The 17,393-nt window shown below is 67.8% G+C and carries 19 protein-coding genes; 5 read left to right on the top strand and 14 right to left on the bottom strand.

Features of this window, described 5'->3' with window-relative positions; translation table 11 throughout:
- Positions 1–130: 130 nt before the first annotated feature.
- The 8 genes from HQ325_RS08065 to HQ325_RS08030 form a co-directional block, all read right to left on the bottom strand.
- Positions 131–877, bottom strand: coding sequence for a DUF1906 domain-containing protein (locus HQ325_RS08065; protein WP_222627919.1), 747 nt, complete (start codon positions 875–877; stop codon positions 131–133).
- A gap of 140 nt (positions 878–1,017) precedes the next feature.
- The gene (locus HQ325_RS08060) at positions 1,018–1,791 is read right to left on the bottom strand and encodes a site-2 protease family protein (RefSeq protein ID WP_222627917.1); all 774 of its coding nucleotides are present in this window, start codon (positions 1,789–1,791) and stop codon (positions 1,018–1,020) included.
- A gap of 18 nt (positions 1,792–1,809) precedes the next feature.
- Complete coding sequence (locus HQ325_RS08055) at positions 1,810–3,144, bottom strand: hypothetical protein (protein WP_222627915.1); 1,335 nt, start codon at positions 3,142–3,144, stop codon at positions 1,810–1,812.
- A gap of 1 nt (position 3,145) precedes the next feature.
- Positions 3,146–3,625, bottom strand: a complete 480-nt coding sequence (locus HQ325_RS08050) for an SRPBCC family protein (protein ID WP_222627913.1) — start codon at positions 3,623–3,625, stop codon at positions 3,146–3,148.
- Between the two features lie 36 nt (positions 3,626–3,661).
- Entirely contained in the window at positions 3,662–4,027 is a 366-nt protein-coding gene (locus tag HQ325_RS08045; RefSeq protein ID WP_222627911.1) for a VOC family protein, read from the bottom strand.
- A gap of 9 nt (positions 4,028–4,036) precedes the next feature.
- Complete coding sequence (locus tag HQ325_RS08040) at positions 4,037–4,651, bottom strand: class I SAM-dependent methyltransferase (RefSeq protein WP_308014305.1); 615 nt, start codon at positions 4,649–4,651, stop codon at positions 4,037–4,039.
- On the bottom strand, positions 4,648–4,938 hold the full coding sequence (locus HQ325_RS08035) for a hypothetical protein (RefSeq protein ID WP_222627910.1): 291 nt from the start codon (positions 4,936–4,938) through the stop codon (positions 4,648–4,650). Before HQ325_RS08035 ends, HQ325_RS08040 begins: the two co-directional genes overlap by 4 nt.
- A 10-nt stretch (positions 4,939–4,948) precedes the next feature.
- Positions 4,949–6,187, bottom strand: a complete 1,239-nt coding sequence (locus tag HQ325_RS08030; RefSeq protein WP_308014304.1) for an acyl-CoA dehydrogenase family protein — start codon at positions 6,185–6,187, stop codon at positions 4,949–4,951.
- A 108-nt stretch (positions 6,188–6,295) separates the two neighbouring features.
- Between HQ325_RS08030 and HQ325_RS08025 the strand changes: the two genes are divergently transcribed.
- Positions 6,296–7,462 (top strand): lipase family protein, encoded by a 1,167-nt coding sequence (locus HQ325_RS08025; RefSeq protein ID WP_222627908.1) that lies wholly within the window; start codon positions 6,296–6,298, stop codon positions 7,460–7,462.
- Here the strand turns inward: HQ325_RS08025 and HQ325_RS08020 are convergent.
- The gene (locus HQ325_RS08020) at positions 7,459–9,369 is read right to left on the bottom strand and encodes an alpha-amylase family protein (protein WP_222627906.1); all 1,911 of its coding nucleotides are present in this window, start codon (positions 9,367–9,369) and stop codon (positions 7,459–7,461) included. The two genes, HQ325_RS08025 and HQ325_RS08020, sit on opposite strands and share 4 nt — an antisense overlap.
- A 73-nt stretch (positions 9,370–9,442) precedes the next feature.
- Between HQ325_RS08020 and HQ325_RS08015 the strand changes: the two genes are divergently transcribed.
- Both HQ325_RS08015 and HQ325_RS08010 read left to right on the top strand, forming a co-directional pair.
- Positions 9,443–9,637: an antitoxin gene (locus tag HQ325_RS08015; protein ID WP_037183861.1), complete on the top strand. Its 195-nt coding sequence runs from the start codon at positions 9,443–9,445 to the stop codon at positions 9,635–9,637.
- Between the two features lie 8 nt (positions 9,638–9,645).
- Positions 9,646–10,611, top strand: a complete 966-nt coding sequence (locus HQ325_RS08010; RefSeq protein WP_308014303.1) for an SDR family NAD(P)-dependent oxidoreductase — start codon at positions 9,646–9,648, stop codon at positions 10,609–10,611.
- Between the two features lie 182 nt (positions 10,612–10,793).
- Here HQ325_RS08010 and HQ325_RS08005 read toward each other — a convergent pair whose 3' ends face one another.
- Positions 10,794–11,147: a VOC family protein gene (locus tag HQ325_RS08005; RefSeq protein WP_222627902.1), complete on the bottom strand. Its 354-nt coding sequence runs from the start codon at positions 11,145–11,147 to the stop codon at positions 10,794–10,796.
- Between the two features lie 60 nt (positions 11,148–11,207).
- Here HQ325_RS08005 and HQ325_RS08000 point away from each other — a divergent pair, with 60 nt between their 5' ends.
- Entirely contained in the window at positions 11,208–12,710 is a 1,503-nt protein-coding gene (locus HQ325_RS08000) for a DUF222 domain-containing protein (protein WP_222627900.1), read from the top strand.
- 7 nt (positions 12,711–12,717) lie between these two features.
- On the opposite strand, the gene HQ325_RS07995 is transcribed toward HQ325_RS08000, so the two are convergent.
- Positions 12,718–13,152: a VOC family protein gene (locus HQ325_RS07995; protein WP_222627898.1), complete on the bottom strand. Its 435-nt coding sequence runs from the start codon at positions 13,150–13,152 to the stop codon at positions 12,718–12,720.
- Between the two features lie 71 nt (positions 13,153–13,223).
- On the opposite strand from HQ325_RS07995, the gene HQ325_RS07990 reads away from it, so the two are divergent.
- Complete coding sequence (locus HQ325_RS07990; protein ID WP_222627896.1) at positions 13,224–14,243, top strand: LLM class flavin-dependent oxidoreductase; 1,020 nt, start codon at positions 13,224–13,226, stop codon at positions 14,241–14,243.
- 301 nt (positions 14,244–14,544) lie between these two features.
- Here the strand turns inward: HQ325_RS07990 and HQ325_RS07985 are convergent, their stop codons facing one another.
- The 3 genes from HQ325_RS07985 to HQ325_RS07975 all read right to left on the bottom strand — a co-directional run bounded on the left by HQ325_RS07985 (position 14,545) and on the right by HQ325_RS07975 (position 17,209).
- The gene (locus tag HQ325_RS07985; protein WP_222627894.1) at positions 14,545–15,462 is read right to left on the bottom strand and encodes a hypothetical protein; all 918 of its coding nucleotides are present in this window, start codon (positions 15,460–15,462) and stop codon (positions 14,545–14,547) included.
- 198 nt (positions 15,463–15,660) lie between these two features.
- Complete coding sequence (ychF, locus tag HQ325_RS07980) at positions 15,661–16,740, bottom strand: redox-regulated ATPase YchF (RefSeq protein WP_222627892.1); 1,080 nt, start codon at positions 16,738–16,740, stop codon at positions 15,661–15,663.
- Positions 16,741–16,777: 37 nt separating this feature from the next.
- Positions 16,778–17,209 (bottom strand): CD225/dispanin family protein, encoded by a 432-nt coding sequence (locus HQ325_RS07975; RefSeq protein ID WP_308014302.1) that lies wholly within the window; start codon positions 17,207–17,209, stop codon positions 16,778–16,780.
- Positions 17,210–17,393 lie beyond the last annotated feature (184 nt).

Genomic DNA, 17,393 nt, shown 5'->3' with positions numbered 1-17,393 from the left:
ACGCGGTCGAGATCTGGGTGTAGATCGCTCCGGCGATCGCGTACAAGTAGTCGATGAGTTCCATGGTGGGCCTTTCCCTTGTTGTGGTGTGACCTGTGTTACCAGTGTGTCGTGAGAGCGTGCCGATCCGTTACGCCGTGAGACTCCACTGTCCGTAGTCCGCACGCAGCACTGTGTTGACGTCCACACCCACCCCGTCGATCGTTCGCTTGTCGATCTCGATCTGATGCAGGTGGGCGGCGGGGTTCACGTAGCCCTTCGGCGTGCCCCAGTTGTGCTGCCAGTACCAGGTACCGAGTCCCGCTGCCGCCGCGAGGTCGATCGTCGGCGAGTTGGCGTAGACACCCGTGTTCTCGGCCCCGACCACCGACTGCCACCCGAGCAGGTACGGCGCGATCATCGAGGCGAACTCGATCGCGGTCGGTTTGTCGTCGATGGCGGCGTAGATCGGGCGATCCGCCGGTCCGCCTGCGGCCGTGTGCAATTCGAGGCCGCGAGTCGCATGCTTCACACCGGCGGCGAATCCGCCGCGCCAGTCGGCCGTCGCCTCCTTACCGAACTGGTAGCACGACACCACCTGCAGACCGGCCGCGGTGAGCTCGTCCGCCTCGGCCGCGGTCATCGGCTTGCCCGTCATCCAGGCGGCACCGGGTCGAGGGTCCGAGACGTAGCGGATGGCGCCCAGATGCCCGGCGGCCGCGATGGCGGAGGCCGACGGCACTCCCCCGGCGTAGTCGACGATCGTGCCCAACGCTGCGGGTGCTGCGGGTGCTGCGGGTGCGGCAGAGGCGACGCCACGAGCGGCGACACCCGTGACCCCGACCGCGACGGAACCGGCGGCGGCATAGCGGAACAATTGACGACGCGACACGTGCACTGGGGTCTACCTCTCGATTCGCCCGGCGCGCCTTCCTCGACATGGCGGTCCGGGCTGGTAACTTCTCACGATTTCCGGCGCTATTGCACCACAGACCTCATGGACCTCGCTAGTCCCGTGAGTCCCCTCGTCCCCACCGATCAGTACCACTGCGTCCAGAACCGCGTCAGCACGCCGCCGCTCTGCGCCCACCCTGCGGGGATGCCGGAGATCTCGTACACGGCGTACACCGCGTCGAAGAAGACGCGATTGACCTGCGGCACGAACAGCAGAGCCACCACGATGAGAACTCCGTAGGGACCGATCTGCGCGAACGATCGCCGCGCACCGGGTGACAGGTAGGGCTCGATCGCGCCGAAGCCGTCCAGACCGGGCATCGGGATCAGGTTGAGGACGACCGCGACCACCTGGAGGAAGGCCAGGAAGCTCGCGCCGAACCAGAAGGCCGCGTGCTCGCTTCCCGGCGCCCACACCGCGATGATCGTCAGAAGGAACACCGCGAGAACGAGATTGGCGAACGGGCCGGCCAGGGACACCGTCGTGCGCTGCCGCCTCGTCATACCACTGGTGTTCAGCCACACGGCGCCGCCCGGCAGACCGATCCCGCCCAGCGCGACGAAGATCAGCGGCAGCACGATCGACAGACCGGGCACCGTGTACTTCAGGGGGTTCAGCGTGAGGTAGCCGCGCGCAGCGGTGTCGTGATCACCGAAGCGCCAGGCCGTCACCGCGTGGGCGAACTCGTGGAGACACAGGGACACCACCCATCCACCGATGACGAGGACGAAGACACCGGCGTACGACAGGACGTCGCCCGGCCTGGTCGAGTTCCAGGCCAGAACACCGCCGATGACGGCGACGGCGACGACCGCGAGGAAGACGGGGCTGGGTCGTACCGACGTGGACAGTGCCATGTCAGCAGCGTATGCGGGTCACCTGAGCGCTTCCCGCACTCGATCGACGGCCTCCCGCAGGCGGTCGGTGTACGCGTCGGCGTCCATGACGTCGTCGCTCGTCACGATCGAGAGGGTCACCACGTCGCCGATGCCGTGCACCCCGTGCGTGATGCCGACCGCGGGCGAGAGGGCCGGGAACCCGGCGCTCAGCACGACGGGCCGACCGGTCAACGTGAGGTCGGCGACGCCTCGGTTCACACTGGAGACCACCGTGTGACCCGCCACCGTCGTCGGCGCCGCCGACAGGTCGGCGATGTCGACGTCGCGTCGGATGATCACCGCGGGAACAGCCTCCGTCGCGCGATCGCCGACGCCGAACGCGGGATGCTCCAGCCGTCGACGTCGATCTCGCAGGGAGTCGTCGATCGCCCGTGCCCGAGCGCGGAGATCCTGCACGGACGGGTGCAGGTCCACCCCCGCATTGTGAAAGGCGTTGGCCGCAGCGGTGGTTCGACTCGACTGCGGTATCGCCATCATGACCTCGGCACCGAGGTCGTCCGGAACTGGCTCACCCAGGGACGCGAGATGCCGACTCATCGCGTCCGACACCACGACGAGCGCGGCCACGGTGACACTGACGGTGTCGGTGCGGAGATCCGACGCCGGGCACACCACGCACCGGATGCGGGTGGTCCCGCCTGCCGGGCGGGACAGCAGCGTCGGCGCTCGGGGAGACGGCGGGCCGGGGATGACGCCGGCCGTCGTGTCGGCCGTGCGCCGATGATGGGCCACCACCGCCTCACGTGCCCGACGCACCATGCCGATCAGCCGCGCGGGCAGCTCGAGTGCACCACGCGCGACCGCGAGGGGCGCCGGAAGCACCACCGTGCGCACCGCCGGCGACGGGCCGTCCGACAGCAACGCGCGAGCCAGGGCCGACACCCGCCCACCGTCCCCGAGGGCATGCGCGATCTGCAGGACGAGCACTGTCGCCGAGCCCGTCGTGCCGGGCACCTCGTCGACGCGCGGATACAGGTGGAGTCGCCACGGCTCGCGGAGTGGGTCGACCTGATCCGCGAAGACGCCGGCCACATGGTCGAGACACTCCCCCCACGTGCCGACGGCGTGGACGCAGACCCGGTCGCGGGTCACGTCCGTGGGCACCCAGTAGGGATAGTCGGCCGTCCACCGCGTCTCGCGTAGACGGACCGACAACCCGTCCACCGCGCGTGCCCGGCGCACGAGAGCGGTGGCGGCGGCGTCCGGGTCGTCGAGCGCACCGTCGAACGCGTAGAGCAGGAACTGGTCGCTCGGCAGACGCCGTGAGAGCCAGTACATGCGGGCGTCGGTGGCGGTGAGCCGACCGGTCACGTCATCGGTCCTGCTGCTCCGCCTGCACCTTCAAGGAGCCGAGTCCCTTCTCGAAGTCCTTGCCGATGAACTTCTCCATCGGCACGATCCTGCCCACGAGACGCGCCAATACGTTCTGCTGTCCCGTCATCCGCCACGTCACCTCGGTGCCGCTTCCCGTCGACGACAGCAGGAACGTGGTCACGTTGGTGGCCTTGAACGGCTTCGTGAACCGCAGATCGAGCACGACACGATCGTCCGTCGATTCCACGATGGTCATCGAGCCGGCGCCGGCCTTGCGATTACCGGACCAGGCGTAGGACGCCCCGACCCCCGACTCCGAGCCGCTGTAGGTGCGGGACAGATCGGGGTCGCTGCCCTCCCACGGCGACCAGGACGTCCACCGGTGCAGATCGTCGAGGAAACCGTGCACGGTCGACGCCGGAGCGTCGACGAGGACGGAACGTTCGATCACGAACTCGTGGGCCCTGTCGGTGGTCATGGGGTGATGGTAGGGCGCACGGCGACCTGACAGCTGTCAGTCGCGCCTGCACAGGCAGAAGAGGTGACCGACGGGATCCTGCAACACGCGGAACCCCGGGTGTTCGCTGTCGTCGTCCAGCACGCGGGCACCCTGCTCCACGGCGAAGGCCTGCGCCGCCTCCATGTCGTCGACCACGAGATCGAGGTGGATGCGGATGCCCTCCCGCGGCCAGTACAGCGGGACGAAGTCGGGCGCCTTCTGGAAGGCCAGACGCGAGCCGCCGGTGCCCTCGATCACGGTCCAGTCGGGATCGTCCTGCACCACCGTCCACCCCAGCAGAGCGGTGTAGAAACGCCCGAGCGCCACCGGATCGGGACAGTCGAGAACCGTGTAGTCCAGGTCGATCGTGGGTCGTGTCATGTCCGAATTCTAGCCAGGCGTGCCGATGCCCGAGAGACTTCCCGCTTGTCGGTACCCGGTCAGGACAACCCATTCCGCACCCTCGCGCCACGGTGCCACCGACCAGGTGGAGAAGCGCTGCACGGCCGTGAAGCCTGCCTCCCGAAGGTCGGCGTCGGCCCGATCGGCGGTGTACGCCCGGTCGGTCGCGAACCCCAGGATCACCACCCCGCCCGGCACCACCGCGTCGTGCCAGCGCCGGAGCACCGTCGACTCGGTGCCCGGAGCGAGAAACACCATGACGTTGCCGGCAGCCACGATCGCGTCGAACGACTGCGGCTCCAGATCCATGGTCGCCAGGTCGTCGTGCACCACCGTGATGCCGTCCTGCCGACGCGCCTCCTCGACCAGGACCGGGTCGAGGTCCACGGCGGTGACCGTGTGTCCGCGCCGCGCGAGTTCCGCGCCCAGTCGTCCGGTTCCGCATCCTGCGTCGAGGACACGCGCGGCTCGGGGCAGCACGGCGTCGACGAAGCGGGCCTCCCCGTGCATGTCCGCGCCCGACGCCTCGAGGTCGCGGAACCGGGCGACGTAGGCGCGGGAGTCGTCGGCGCTGCGTTCGGCGGACCACCGCGTAGCGGTCACCGGTCGAGGTAGAAGCGCGCGGTCTCGGTCGCCACATCGGACACCGCGGACGCCAGCCCGGGCTCGAGATCCAGGGCATCGGCGAGTTCGCCGCCGCGCAGCCCCTGCGAGCGCAGCAGGTCCCAGGCCTTCTCCACCAGACGTACCGACGTCGCGTGATCGAGTTCATGCCGGTTCGAGCGCAGGGCCGTCGCCGCCCAGTCAGCGTCGAACGTGCCGTTGGGCGGACCGAACACCCGCTCCCCCGTGGAGTAGGGCTTCGGGTCGGTGCCACCGGCGTGTGTCATGCCCGTGACGCTATCCCCTGCCGGTAGCGGGCGCCGCGATGCTCTTCTTGTTCCCCGCCGACCAGGCGTAGGGCAGGTCCTCGCCGTTGAGCACGTGAGCACCCACCGAGCGCAATTTGTAGAGCACCGGGTTGTGCACGGAGATCGTGCGCGCGTTGCGCCAGTGCCGGTCGAGGGCGAGGGTCTCCGACACGATCGATGCTCCGCCGACCTCGAACAACTGCGTCGTCGCGTCCAGCACGAGCTCGACGATCACCGCCTGGGCGTGCGACGTGCTCAGCTCGGCCCGGTCGATCGATGCGTCGTCGCTCACCTCGACGGCGCGCTCGACGTCCGAGGCCGCCGACAGGACCAGGGCGCGGGAGGACCAGGCGGCAGCTTCGAGCCGCCCGATGAGCTGCTGCACCACCGGATCGTGTCGCGGCAGGTCGGCGGCGGCGTGGGTGTAGCTGCGGGTGCGGGCGCGGACCCACGCGGTGACGTCGTCGGCGGCGCGGCGCGCGATGCCGGCCAGGACCGCGAGCTGGACCAGCTGCAGGTACGACGTCGCGTACGTGCGTCCGGGTGCGCCGTACCCCGGTCCGAGCAGGCGCGACTCGTCGACGGCGACGTCGGTGAACGTGGTGGTGCCGCTGACGGTGAGCCGCTGCCCGAAGCCGTCCCAGTCGTCACGCTGCACGACGCCGGGAGCGTCCGAGTCGACGAGCACGGACACCCGCTCGCCGTCGAGGTCGGCAGCGACCAGGATGTGGTCGGAGTAGAGACTGCCCGTGCTGTAGAACTTCTCGCCGTTCAGACGCAGACCGTCCGGGCCGCGCGTGACCGTCGTGCGGTAGTGGTCCACCGCCCCGACACCCGGCTCGGTGATCGCGTTGCCGACGAGAGTGCCGCCGGCGATCGCCCGCAGCCACGCGTCGCGATCGGGTCCCGGTTCTGCCGCCACCTGGTCCTCGACGAAGCTCCAGTGCACGCGCAGCGCCTGCGGCAGATTCGACTCGGCGGCCGCGAGATCGACCAGCAGCGAGAACAACTGCGTCACCGAGGCGCCGGAGCCACCGTGCTCGACCGGCACGCGCAGTGCGCCGAAGCCGGCCTCGCGCAGCAGCGCGATCTCGTCGTGGGCGAGCCGTCTGTCCTTCTCGCGGGCCACCGCGCCCTCGGCGATGCGGTCGAAGACGGGCTGGAAGCGGGCGCGGAGGGCCTCGTCGGTCGCCGGGCCGTCGGTCACTCGGTCGTATGTCGTCGTCACGGGAGACGAGACTGCTCGTCGGCGCCGTCGGCCGACACCGTTGGACTCGAGGAGATTCTTGCCACGCCCGCTGCCCGAGGCAGTACGGTGACCCGAACGGGGGGAACCATGGCGCTGTCGCGCAGCATGAATCGACTGATCGCGGGGCGGATCACACCGGAGATGGCGGCGGATCCACACGCCGCCATTCTGCCGACCCCGATCGCCGGCGACTCCTTCTTCGACGCGCCGGGCCAGGACCTGTCACCGGGCGTCCTCGTCCGCCACCGCGATGCGACCGGATGGTTCCCGCGACCGCGAACCCGCCTGCGCCAGTTCATGGTCGGCTCCACCGACGCTCTCGGCCGTCCGGTGTCCGTGACCGCCACCCTGATGGAACCGAGGAAGCCGTGGCGTGGCTCGGGTCCCCGGCCCGTGGTCGTGCACAACGTCGCGATCGACTCGCTCGGCACCCGGTCGACACCGTCGTACCGCATCGTCCACGGCGTCGGTCAGGACTTCCCCACGGTGGTTCCGCTCTGGCTGCAGCGCGGGTTCGCGGTGCTGATCCCGGATCATCAGGGGCCGCGCATGGCCTACGCCGAGGGGACCATGGCAGGGCACGCCGTGCTCGACAGCATCCGCGGTCTCGTCGCGCTCGACTCGTCCTACGCAACGAGCCCGACCGCGCTCTACGGATACAGCGGCGGCGCCATCGCGACGGCCTGGGCCGCGCAACTGCACCCTTCCTACGCGCCCGAGCTCGTCCTGCGCGGCGCCGTGGCCGGAGGATCACCCGTCGACGTGGGCCTGCTGCGCGGAACCATGAACGGCACCCTCGGAGCCGGCCTCTTCGGGGCGGCGATCATCGGCATGGCGCGCGAACACCCCGCCCTCGTGGAGCAGTTCAGCCCCACCGGAATCGTTCTCGCGTCGATGATCAAGGATCTGTCCGTCGTCCCGCTGGCCCTGTCCGGGGTGGCGCGGTTGCGTCTGGAACGACTGTCCGTGGACCCGGGCGTGTTCGAGTCCGCCACCGCGCGCGCCGTCATCGAGGCGAACACTCCGGGTGCGGATGCGCCCGTCGTTCCCGTGGCGTTCTATCACGGTGCTGCGGTGCCCCGGTTCGCCGATCGATGGATTCCCGAGCAGGGCGTCCTGAACCTGGTCGACGCGTGGCGCGGACGCGGCGCCGACGTGGAGTACCGGCCCGTGTTCGGCGACCACTTCGTGGGCGCACTGTCCGGTCTGCCGTTCGCGATGCGGTGGATCGACGCGAGGTTCCGGGACGGCTAACCGTCCACCACCCACCAAGCGGCGTACGGCGCGAGCCACACGGTCTCGTCGTCGACCGAGCCGACGCCCGTCAGCACCTCCCGCGGAGCGACGAGTCCCGAGCGCCCGAGGACGGACGCCGCCACCGGGCGGTGCGTGTCGCTCACGTTGAACAGGGCGACGAGTGTGCCGCTCGGGTGCCGACGGCGGACACCGAGCACTCCGTCGTCCAGATCGCCCAGCACGTCGACCGGCGCCTCGGCATGCAGCATGGGCAGATCCGACCGCACGCGGGCGATGTGCGCGATGCCGTCGAACACCCGCTGCGCGTCGGAGCCCTGCTCGTGGCGTCGTGCCCTGTCGGCGTCGGTCACGCGCGGTCGGTGCACCCACCGGTTGTCGTCCTCGTGGCCGGGTTCCGCCGCCCAGTCGGGGTCACCCGGCGAGCCGATCTCGTCCCCGCTCCACACCACGGGGATCCCGCCCCAGACCGCGACGAGGGCGTGGGCGAGGAACAGCCGGGCGAACGCGCCGTCCGGATCCCGTCGCTCCGCACCGAGGCCCGAGAGCGCCGCCGCGGTCCCGCTGATCCGACGGTCGCCGGTGTCCGGATTGTGTTGGAACACCAGACCTTCAGCCCACGACTGCGGGAACTCCCCGGAGTACCAGTCGGCGAGGAAGTGTCGGTGGCCGGCGCCGGACAGACCCATCGAGGCCGCGTCACCGTCGTCGATCGCCCATCCGATGTCGTCGTGGCACCGAACGTACGTCACCCACGTCCCGCCCGGCGGAGTCGGTGGCAGTGTCGACAGGGCGTGGCGCGCCAGCTCGGTACTGCCCGAGGCCAGCATCGACCACACCTGGACCATGAGGCTGTTGTGGTAAGCGATGTCGGAGACCCGACCCGTGTGGGATCCGGTTCCCAGGTAGGGCAACAGATCTCGTGGTCCGACGATCGCCTCGGCTTTGAACAACAGCGCAGGCGAGGCCATGCGCGCCGTCGCCCGCAAGATCTGCGTGATCGCGTGCACCTCGGGCTGATTCTGACAGTTGGTTCCCAGCCGCTTCCACAGGAAGGCGATGGCGTCGAGACGGACCACCTCGATGCCCAGGTTCGCGAGAGCGGCGACGATGTCGACGAACTCGACCAGCACCGCGGGATTGGCCCAGTTCAGATCCCACTGCCACTCGTTGAAGGTCGTCCAGACCCAGCCGTCGACGCCGTCATCCCACGTGAAGTTCCCCGGTGCGAAGTCGGGGAACACCTCGGGCAGCGTGCGCTCGTAGGCGTCGGGCGTCGACCTGTCGGGATGGATGTGAAAATAGTCGCGATGGTCTGCGTCGCCCTGACGCGCGCGTTCCGCCCACTCGTGTTCGCGGGCAACGTGATTGAGTACCAGGTCGATCACGGGACTGATCCCGCGCTCGCGCAGAGTGGTGGCGAGCGCCCGGAGATCGTCGACCGTCCCCAGGTCCTCCCGCACAGTGCGGTAGTCCATGACCGCGTAGCCGCCGTCGTTGTCGCCCGGACGCGGCGTGAGCAGCGGCATCAGGTGCAGGTAGGTGACACCGAGATCCGTCAGGTGGTCCAGCCGATCCGCCAGACCGGACAGAGTGTCACCGAAACGGTCGACGTAACAGGCGTACCCGAACATGGTGGGCTGCTGGAACCAGTCGGGTTCCAGCAGACGCCGCTCGTCGAGCCGGTGCAGCTCGTCGGGCCGGTCCGCGAACGCGTGTGCCGCGCGCTCGACGAGGGTGCGCGCCACCGCATCGGGCTCCGCGTACAGGGCGGTGACGGCCTCGTGGAGATCGGGCCACCAGCGCTCGACACGGAGAGTGAAGGTGTCCCGCCGGTGCGGCGGGAGCGGGGCGAGTGCCGCACCGATGATGTCGTGGATCGCGGCGGGTACGGCGGTGCGCGGCATGGTCGGGATTCTTCCACGCCCGCCAGTGGGTAGCCTCGAACTGCAGCTCACACGATCAACGAGAGGACGACCGATGGTGAACTTCGGCGAGATCAAGCGCAAGCTCGACCAGAACGAGGAAAAGGTCGAACAGGCCCTGGACAAGGCGGGCGACGCGGCGAAGAAGAAGTTCGCCGGCCACGACTCCCAGATCGACGGCGCGCTGGACAAGGCCAAGGACGCGATCGGCGAGAAGAACAGCGACCGCACCGACGGTCCTCCCGCCTAGTGGTCGCGGTGGGGAACTTTCTGACAGGAGTGCTGGACGAGGCGCTCGACCGGACGGTCGTGCCCGGCTACTCCCGTATCGGGTCGGCCGTCCGTCGCCGATTCTGGGCGGCCGATCCGGCCCCGTTCCCCGCCCCCATCGACGTGATCGTCACCGGCGGCAGCTCGGGTCTCGGAGCGGCTGCCGCCCGGCAACTGGCCGTCCTCGGTGCGCGGGTCCACCTGGTCGGGCGCTCGGCGCGTCGGCTCGATGCCTCCGCGACCGAGATCCGCCACACCGTGCCCGGCGCGGAGCTCGTCGCGCACGAGTGCGACATGAGCGACCTCGATGCGGTGGCTGGGCTGGTCACCACACTGACCGCTCAGCTGACGTCGATCCACGCGGTGGTGCACTGCGCCGGCGTCATGCCGCCCGAGCGCACCGAGACGACACAGAAGCACGAGATGGCCTTCGCGACCCACGTGCTCGGGCCCGTGGCGCTCACGATCGGGCTACGCGAGCTGTTCGACGCGGGGTCCCGCGTGGTGTTCGTCTCCAGCGGCGGCATGTATCCGGTGCCGCTGCAGACCACCGACGTCGAGTTCGCTCACGGCGACTACTCGGGCCTCACTGCCTACGCCCGCACCAAACGCATGCAGGTGGTGATCACCGAGCAACTGGCGGAGCGCCTCACCGGGCCCGACGATCCCGTCGTGCACAGCATGCACCCGGGGTGGGCGGCCACACCCGGCGTCACGGACTCCATTCCGATGTTCGGCTCGGTCATGAAGCCCATCCTCCGCACGGCCGACGACGGAGCCGACACCATCGTGTGGCTCGCGGCCGCCGATCAGGCCCTCGCGTCCACGGGGATGTTCTGGCACGACAGACGACCGCGCCCCACGCACTACCCGTCCTGGCGGCGGGACTCGCCGGAGGCACGGGACGCACTGTGGAACGCGGTCGTGGACGCCACGGGTATCGACGTCGGCTGACCTCTACGTCAGAGAAGGTCGGTCAGGTTCGAGAAGATCGAGGACCAGACCCACGGTTGATTCCAGATCCAGAGCGAAAGCATGGCGGTAGTCCTCACTGCAGGGAACATCTGTCCCTCTCAGTCAAGACTCGTCGTTGCAGGCGTGCACACGGGACGGCGGATGTCGGTGACGAGTCACTGTCACAGCCGGTGCATCACGACATTCACGACGTTTCCGTCAGGAGCGCGCACGAGGAATCGTCGGACTCCCCACTCCTCCGTGGTGAGCGGATGCACGATGTCGTGACCGCGACGGACGGCCTCCTCGTACGCCGCATCGACGTCGTCGACGTGAACCGACATCGCCGACTCCACCGGACTCGTCGCATCTCGCGTGACCAGTTGTACGTGCGCACCGGTCTCCGGTGACGTGAAGCGGGCGACCCAACCGAGATCGAACTCCTCGACCGCGAGTCCCAGGAAATCGGTGTAGAACGACTTCGCCTCGGCGATGTCCTCGACCGGCAGGTTGGTGGTGATGCGCTCGACTCGCATGGTGCGCATTCTGCCCCTCTCGGCCTGTTCGTGTCGGTGCCCGCTGCTACCATCGCACACATGTTCGAACAGGGGTGGGCGACGCGCGATCCGGAGGCCATGGGCCTACCCGGACACCTCGCCGACGTCACGGTCGACGGCGTCCTCGGCGCACTGACCCACGCCACCGCCGGCGCCGCGTACCTCGAATGGACCCGCTACAGGGCAGCGGCGGAACTGCACACCCGACTGGTCGCGCCGCTGGACACCGCCGACCGCCGCCGCTTCGACGCCACCACCCACTGCGCCGCCCGCATCGCCGCAGTCCTGTCGATCACCCAGGGCGCAGGCGAGGGCATTCTCGCCCGTGCCGTGGCCCTGCGAGATCGTCTGCCCGCCGTTGCCGCCTGCCTCCGCGACGGCCTCGTGACCCCGAAATACATCCACACCATCATCGCCCGCACCGACCTCGTCGACGGCACCGACCATGCCCACCTGGTCGATGCCGAGATCGCGGCGGCACTACGGCGACGCGGCTCCTGGTCCGCTGGCCGGATGCGCGACATGGTCGACCGCATCGTCTATCGCCACGACCCCGACGCCGTCCGCGAGCGTCGTACTCGCGCGAAGGACGACCGCGGCTTCTGGATCGACCCCGCACCCGACGGCATGGCGTATCAGTGCGCCACCATGCCCGCCGAGAACGCGGTCCTCGTCGCCGCTGCTGTCGACGACCTCGCCGGACGCGTCTGCCCGAAAGACCCGCGTAGCGCCGGCGCCCGACGCAGCGACGCTCTCTTCGCCCTCGCCACGCGCACCCCCTTCGAATGCCAGTGTGACCGTGACGACTGCGACGCCCCCGGCTGGTCCGGCGAGGACGGTCTCCTGACCACCGTCATCGTGCACGTCGTCGCCGACGCGGCCACCGTGAACGGGGACACCGCCTCCGCACAGCAGGGCAACCCGGGTTTCCTCGCGGGCCACGGCGTCATCTCCGCCGACCACGTCGCCGACCTCGCCGCGCGCCCCGACGCGGTTCTGAGGCCGGTCGCCGCCACCAACCCGGCCTCGCAACCCGCGGATCCTTACCGCCCGTCCAGTGCCCTCGACACGTTCGTGCGCATCCGTGATCAGTACTGCACCTGGCCCGGCTGCAGCAACGCCGTCTGGACCGGCGACCTCGACCACGTCACCGAGTACGACCACGACGATCCCGCGGCCGGTGGACAGACGACCGACGTCAACCTCGGCGCCAAGTGCCGCTTCCACCACAATCTGAAGACGTTCGGCGACTTCGTCGACGACCAGTACCTCGACGAGGACACCGGACGAGTCGTCTCCACCATCGCCACACCCGAGGGACGCGTGATTCCGGGCCCGGCGCACAACGGGTACGACCTGCACCCCGGACTCGCCGACATCACCTTCGAACAGCCGGCGCAGGACCCACCGGATCCCCCGCGCACATCACCGACCAGGCGAAGAACTCGCCTGGCGGACAAGCATGCCCGGCGGCGGTCCGAACGCTCCCGAAACCGACGCAGACGAGAGTTCGCCGACAACGACGACCCACCGCCGTTCTGACGGGACGTCAGTCCAGGCAGAACTCGTTTCCCTCGACGTCCTGTGTCACCATGCAGGACTCTTCTCCGTCGCCCGCGGGCAGGAGTCGCACTCGCGTGGCTCCGAGGTCGACGAGGCGTGCGCATTCCGCTTCCAGAGCCCCGAAGCGCTCGTCACCGACCATGCCGACGCCCACACGGACGTCGAGGTGGACGCGGTTCTTGACGGTCTTCGCCTCGGATACGCGTTGGAAGTACAGCCGTGGGCCCACCCCGTTCGGGTCCACGCATGCGAAGGCCGACCCCTGTTTCTCGGCGGGGAGCGAACGGTCGAACTCCGCCCAGTCGGCGAAGCCCGGGGGCGTCGGCGGCACCACGTATCCGAGAACCTCGCACCAGAATCGGGCGACTCGCTCGGGGTCCTCGCAATCGAAGGTGACCTGCACCTGTCTCACTTGAGCCATGGATCCACGCCAGGCGACAGTGGCAGCCGTCGGAAGGGAAATATTCGGGCGCCCTCAGCGTTCTCCGGTGCATGAAGAACATCGGGTTCCTGTCGTTCGGGCACTGGTCACCGTCGCCGCACTCGCAGACGCGCTCCGCGTCGGACGTGCTGCTGCAGTCGATCGACCTGGCGGTCGCCGCCGAGGAACTCGGTGTAGACGGCGCGTACTTCCGCGTTCACCACTTCGCGAACCAGCTCGCGTCGCCGTTCCCTCTGCTCGCGGCCGTCGGTGCCAAGACCAGTCGTATCGAGATCGGCACCGGCGTCATCGACATGCGCTACGAGAACCCGTTCTACATGGCTGAGGACGCCGGGTCCGCCGACCTGATCTCCGGCGGGCGGCTGCAGCTCGGTGTGAGCCGGGGATCGCCCGAGCAGGTCATCGACGGCTTCCGCTACTTCGGCTACGCCCCGGCCGAGGGCACCGACAGCGGAGACATGGCCCGTGAGCACACGCGCATCTTCCTGGACCTGTTGGAGGGCAAGGGCTTCGCGGAGCCGAACCCCTCCCCCATGTTCCCCAACCCGCCCGGCCTGTTGCGCCTCGAACCGCACTCCGACGGGTTGCGCGAGCGCATCTGGTGGGGTGCAGGTACTCGTGCGACCGCCGAGTGGACGGGGCAGCAGGGCATGAACCTCATGAGCTCGACCCTGCTCAGCGAGGACACCGGCGTGCCGTTCCACGAACTGCAGGCCGAGCAGATCGAGCGCTTCCGCAAGACGTGGTCGGACGTCGGTCACTCGTTCGAACCGCGAGTGTCCGTGAGTCGCAGCATCTTCCCGATCGTCAACGACGTGGATCGTGCGTACTTCGGTCGCGAGGGCGGCAGCGGCGATCAGGTCGGCTACATCGACGGCGGCATCGCTCGCTTCGGCAAGACCTATGCGGGGACACCCGACAAGCTCATCGCGGAGCTGGCGAAGGACGAAGCCGTCGCCGCAGCCGACACGCTGCTCCTGACCGTGCCCAACCAGCTGGGCGTCGAGTACTGCGCGCACCTGATCGAGTCGGTTCTGACGCATGTGGCGCCGGAGCTGGGCTGGCGCTGAACCGCGGTCACACGTTGAAGCGGAACTCGTTGCTGGGCGTCTGTAGCTACTCAATAGCATTGACCCATGACTTGAATTAAGTACGTCCCATTAGTGGGCGGCCAGGAACTGGCCCAACACATTCAGGTGGGAAAACCGCAACAAAGCTAAGCTAGCCGTTCACGGTTCCCCAAACACTCGACGTCAAAGCTATACGAACGACCCATCAATGCCAGGCCTAACCGTTACGCGGACCTTGCTCTTTGACAAGGTGAGCGAGAACCGGCCGTGAATGGGATCGTGGACGCCGTTCCATCGACTTTCAGCACCAGCGACTACGACAAAAGCCCCCTCCACCGGAGCCCCAACCGCCCCCTGAGCTTCCGCTACCCCCACTGTCACTTGAGTATTCTGGGACCTTGATGCTGAGGTTGCCGTCGATGTCAAACTCATAGAAGTTGTGGTCGTCGTCTTCGGTTCCGTACAAGCCATCCGGACCTTTCCGGATTCGATCAATAGCGTCGCGCTGATCGCGTTCGACGACGGCGAGATCATCTGCGTGCCTGCAATCGGCCTGAATATTGAGCCGTCCATCCCACGCATCTGTGTAGGCACCTACTAGGGCTGACCAATACTCTCGATTGGGGGATTCATTTGGTGCCCGCTCGTATTGTGCTGCGGACAATGCCTTTCCAGTCATGACGGATAGGTTGACGGTCGGGTCCGCGATATCGACCCGACCTTCTCGCAACAGCATTTCGTTGACCGAGTCACCGAACGGCTCTACCGTTGCTGCACGACCGTTCTCCGGTAGGTGAATGAAGCCGGCGTCGTCGTCGGACCCGAACCAACCAGTTGACGCACCGCGAACAAAAGTGATCGTCGAACCGATCGGAGTCAATTCACGAAGCCGGTCACCAATGGCCTCGAGCTCACCAGTCCCTCGACAGTAGAGGCGGCGTGTGTGAGCTGCTTCGATAACGCGTGTTGTGCCGTCCTCAAGCTCGATCTCAAGACGTGGGCTGCTGAAGATTTCCGGGTACGAAAGGACCCTCCCAACCCATATGTCCTGATATTTGGTCCGGGTTTGGGTGGGTTGAGGGCTGTATGTTGAGGTGACGCCCTCTGTTGAGGTGACGCCCTCTGCACCCACTTCGTCAGGCGCGTGGTTGATGCAGCTGCCGAACATGGCGATCGTTGCAAACGCGCACCCCCCGTACACCCACTTGCGAACGGACACGTATCAACTCCCGCTTGTTATGACTCTGAGAACGGAAAGACTAGCGCGCGTAGCATCCGACAAGTCTGCGATCGCACTTATCAGGTGCATAACGGATTCGCCAGGAATGCGCCGCATCGACGAGCACCACAGCTTTCTTCAAGCCACCCTCCAGTTTGCTGCGTACCAACAGTTGGTACACGGACCCCACCAGTGGGCCTATACGTTGAAGCGGAACTCCACCACATCCCCGTCGGCCATGACGTATTCCTTGCCCTCGATGCGGACCTTGCCGGCCGACTTGGCGGCAGCCATGGATCCGGCGGCGACGAGGTCGTCGTAGGACACGACCTCGGCCTTGATGAAGCCCTTCTCGAAGTCGGTGTGGATGACGCCGGCGGCCTGCGGTGCGGTGTCGCCCTGGTGGATCGTCCACGCGCGGGACTCCTTCGGGCCTGCCGTGAGGTAGGTCTGCAGTCCGAGGGTGTGGAAGCCGGCGCGGGCCAGGGCGTGCAGACCGGGCTCGGTCTGGCCGATGCTCTCGAGCAACTCCATCGCGGATTCGTCGTCGAGTTCGACGAGCTCGGACTCGATCTTGGCGTCGAGGAACACGGCGTCGGCGGGTGCGACAGCAGCCTTCAGCTCGGCGACCTTCGCGTCGTCGGTGAGGATCGACTCGTCGGCGTTGAAGACGTAGAGGAACGGCTTCGTCGTCAGCAGGTTCAGCTCACGCAGCGACGACGCGTCGAACGTGTTCTTCACCGAGTACAGGGTCTTGCCGCTGTCGAGAATGGTCTGCGCTTCCTTGGCCGCGGCGACCATCGGGGCGCGATCTTTCTGCGTACGAACTTCCTTCTCGAGACGCGGGATCGCCTTCTCGAGGGTCTGCATGTCGGCGATGATCAGCTCGGTCTCGATGACCTCGATGTCGGCGGCGGGATCGACCTTGCCGTCGACGTGCACCACGTCGTCGTCGGCGAACACGCGCACGACCTGGCAGATGGCGTCGGCCTCACGAATGTTCGCGAGGAACTTGTTGCCCAGGCCGGCGCCCTCGGACGCGCCCTTCACGATGCCGGCGATGTCGACGAACGTGACAGGCGCCGGAAGGATCTTCTCGGAACCGAAGATCTTGGCCAGCTCGTTCAGCCGCGGATCCGGCAACGGGACGACGCCCTCGTTCGGCTCGATGGTGGCGAACGGATAGTTCGCCGCCAGCACGTCGTTGTTGGTCAGCGCGTTGAAGAGGGTGGACTTGCCGACGTTGGGCAGTCCGACGATTCCGAGGGTGAGGCTCACAGGGAGGAGAGTCTACGTGCCGCCCCCGACCGCCCTGTCAGTACGTGTAGTCGGTGCCCGATCCCGCCGAGATCGCGAAGGCGATGAGCAGCACGTAGAAGAGGATGAACAGCGCGAAGAGCCCCACGAAGATGTAGAGCGAGTACTTGCCCAGCTGCTTCGTGCGTTCCGACGCGTAGTGCGCACCCTGATAGTCGCCCAGCGACCACCGCGGGAACACCGAGCTCGAGTGGTTGAACGCCGAGAACGCCAACGGCCAGAAGAAGATCAGCGCGGCGGCGGCCCAGCCGGCGTTGATCGGCGGCAGCGGCGGCGGGCCGTACTGCTGCTGGGGATAGCTCGGAGGCTGCTGCTGCGGGAAGGCTCCGGTGGTCGGGAACGCTCCGGTGTCCGTCGGCCCCTTCGTCAGGTCGGGCTCGTACGACGAACCGGTGTACGGCTGCTGCGGGTACTCGGGGTGATCTGACACACGAGCATCGTAGGCAGTCGGGGCGCGCGAGTGGGGACTCGTTGTCATGTCGTGACGTTCGGCGCCGGTCCCGGACCGCTCGGCGCAACGATCCGCACACGCCAGGCTCACAACCGCACGAAATGTCGGTCGGTCTGCTTACAGTGACTGCGATCACACGATGATCGCCGCCCCTCCACCGCAT

The sequence above is a fragment of the Rhodococcus sp. BP-349 genome (genome assembly GCF_019835845.1).
In the GTDB taxonomy this organism is placed as follows: domain Bacteria; phylum Actinomycetota; class Actinomycetes; order Mycobacteriales; family Mycobacteriaceae; genus Rhodococcoides.
This window is presented reverse-complemented; position numbering and strand designations above follow the sequence as displayed.

Bases quoted from the DNA above. Each gene is read 5' to 3' on its own strand.
- HQ325_RS08060 (WP_222627917.1), bottom strand. From the start codon at position 1,791: ATGGCACTGTCCACGTCGGTACGACCCAGCCCCGTCTTCCTCGCGGTC.
- HQ325_RS08050 (WP_222627913.1), bottom strand. From the start codon at position 3,625: ATGACCACCGACAGGGCCCACGAGTTCGTGATCGAACGTTCCGTCCTC.
- HQ325_RS08045 (WP_222627911.1), bottom strand. From the start codon at position 4,027: ATGACACGACCCACGATCGACCTGGACTACACGGTTCTCGACTGTCCC.
- HQ325_RS08035 (WP_222627910.1), bottom strand. From the start codon at position 4,938: ATGACACACGCCGGTGGCACCGACCCGAAGCCCTACTCCACGGGGGAG.
- HQ325_RS08025 (WP_222627908.1), top strand. From the start codon at position 6,296: ATGGCGCTGTCGCGCAGCATGAATCGACTGATCGCGGGGCGGATCACA.
- HQ325_RS08020 (WP_222627906.1), bottom strand. From the start codon at position 9,369: ATGCCGCGCACCGCCGTACCCGCCGCGATCCACGACATCATCGGTGCG.
- HQ325_RS08015 (WP_037183861.1), top strand. From the start codon at position 9,443: ATGGTGAACTTCGGCGAGATCAAGCGCAAGCTCGACCAGAACGAGGAA.
- HQ325_RS08005 (WP_222627902.1), bottom strand. From the start codon at position 11,147: ATGCGAGTCGAGCGCATCACCACCAACCTGCCGGTCGAGGACATCGCC.
- HQ325_RS08000 (WP_222627900.1), top strand. From the start codon at position 11,208: ATGTTCGAACAGGGGTGGGCGACGCGCGATCCGGAGGCCATGGGCCTA.
- HQ325_RS07995 (WP_222627898.1), bottom strand. From the start codon at position 13,152: ATGGCTCAAGTGAGACAGGTGCAGGTCACCTTCGATTGCGAGGACCCC.
- HQ325_RS07990 (WP_222627896.1), top strand. From the start codon at position 13,224: ATGAAGAACATCGGGTTCCTGTCGTTCGGGCACTGGTCACCGTCGCCG.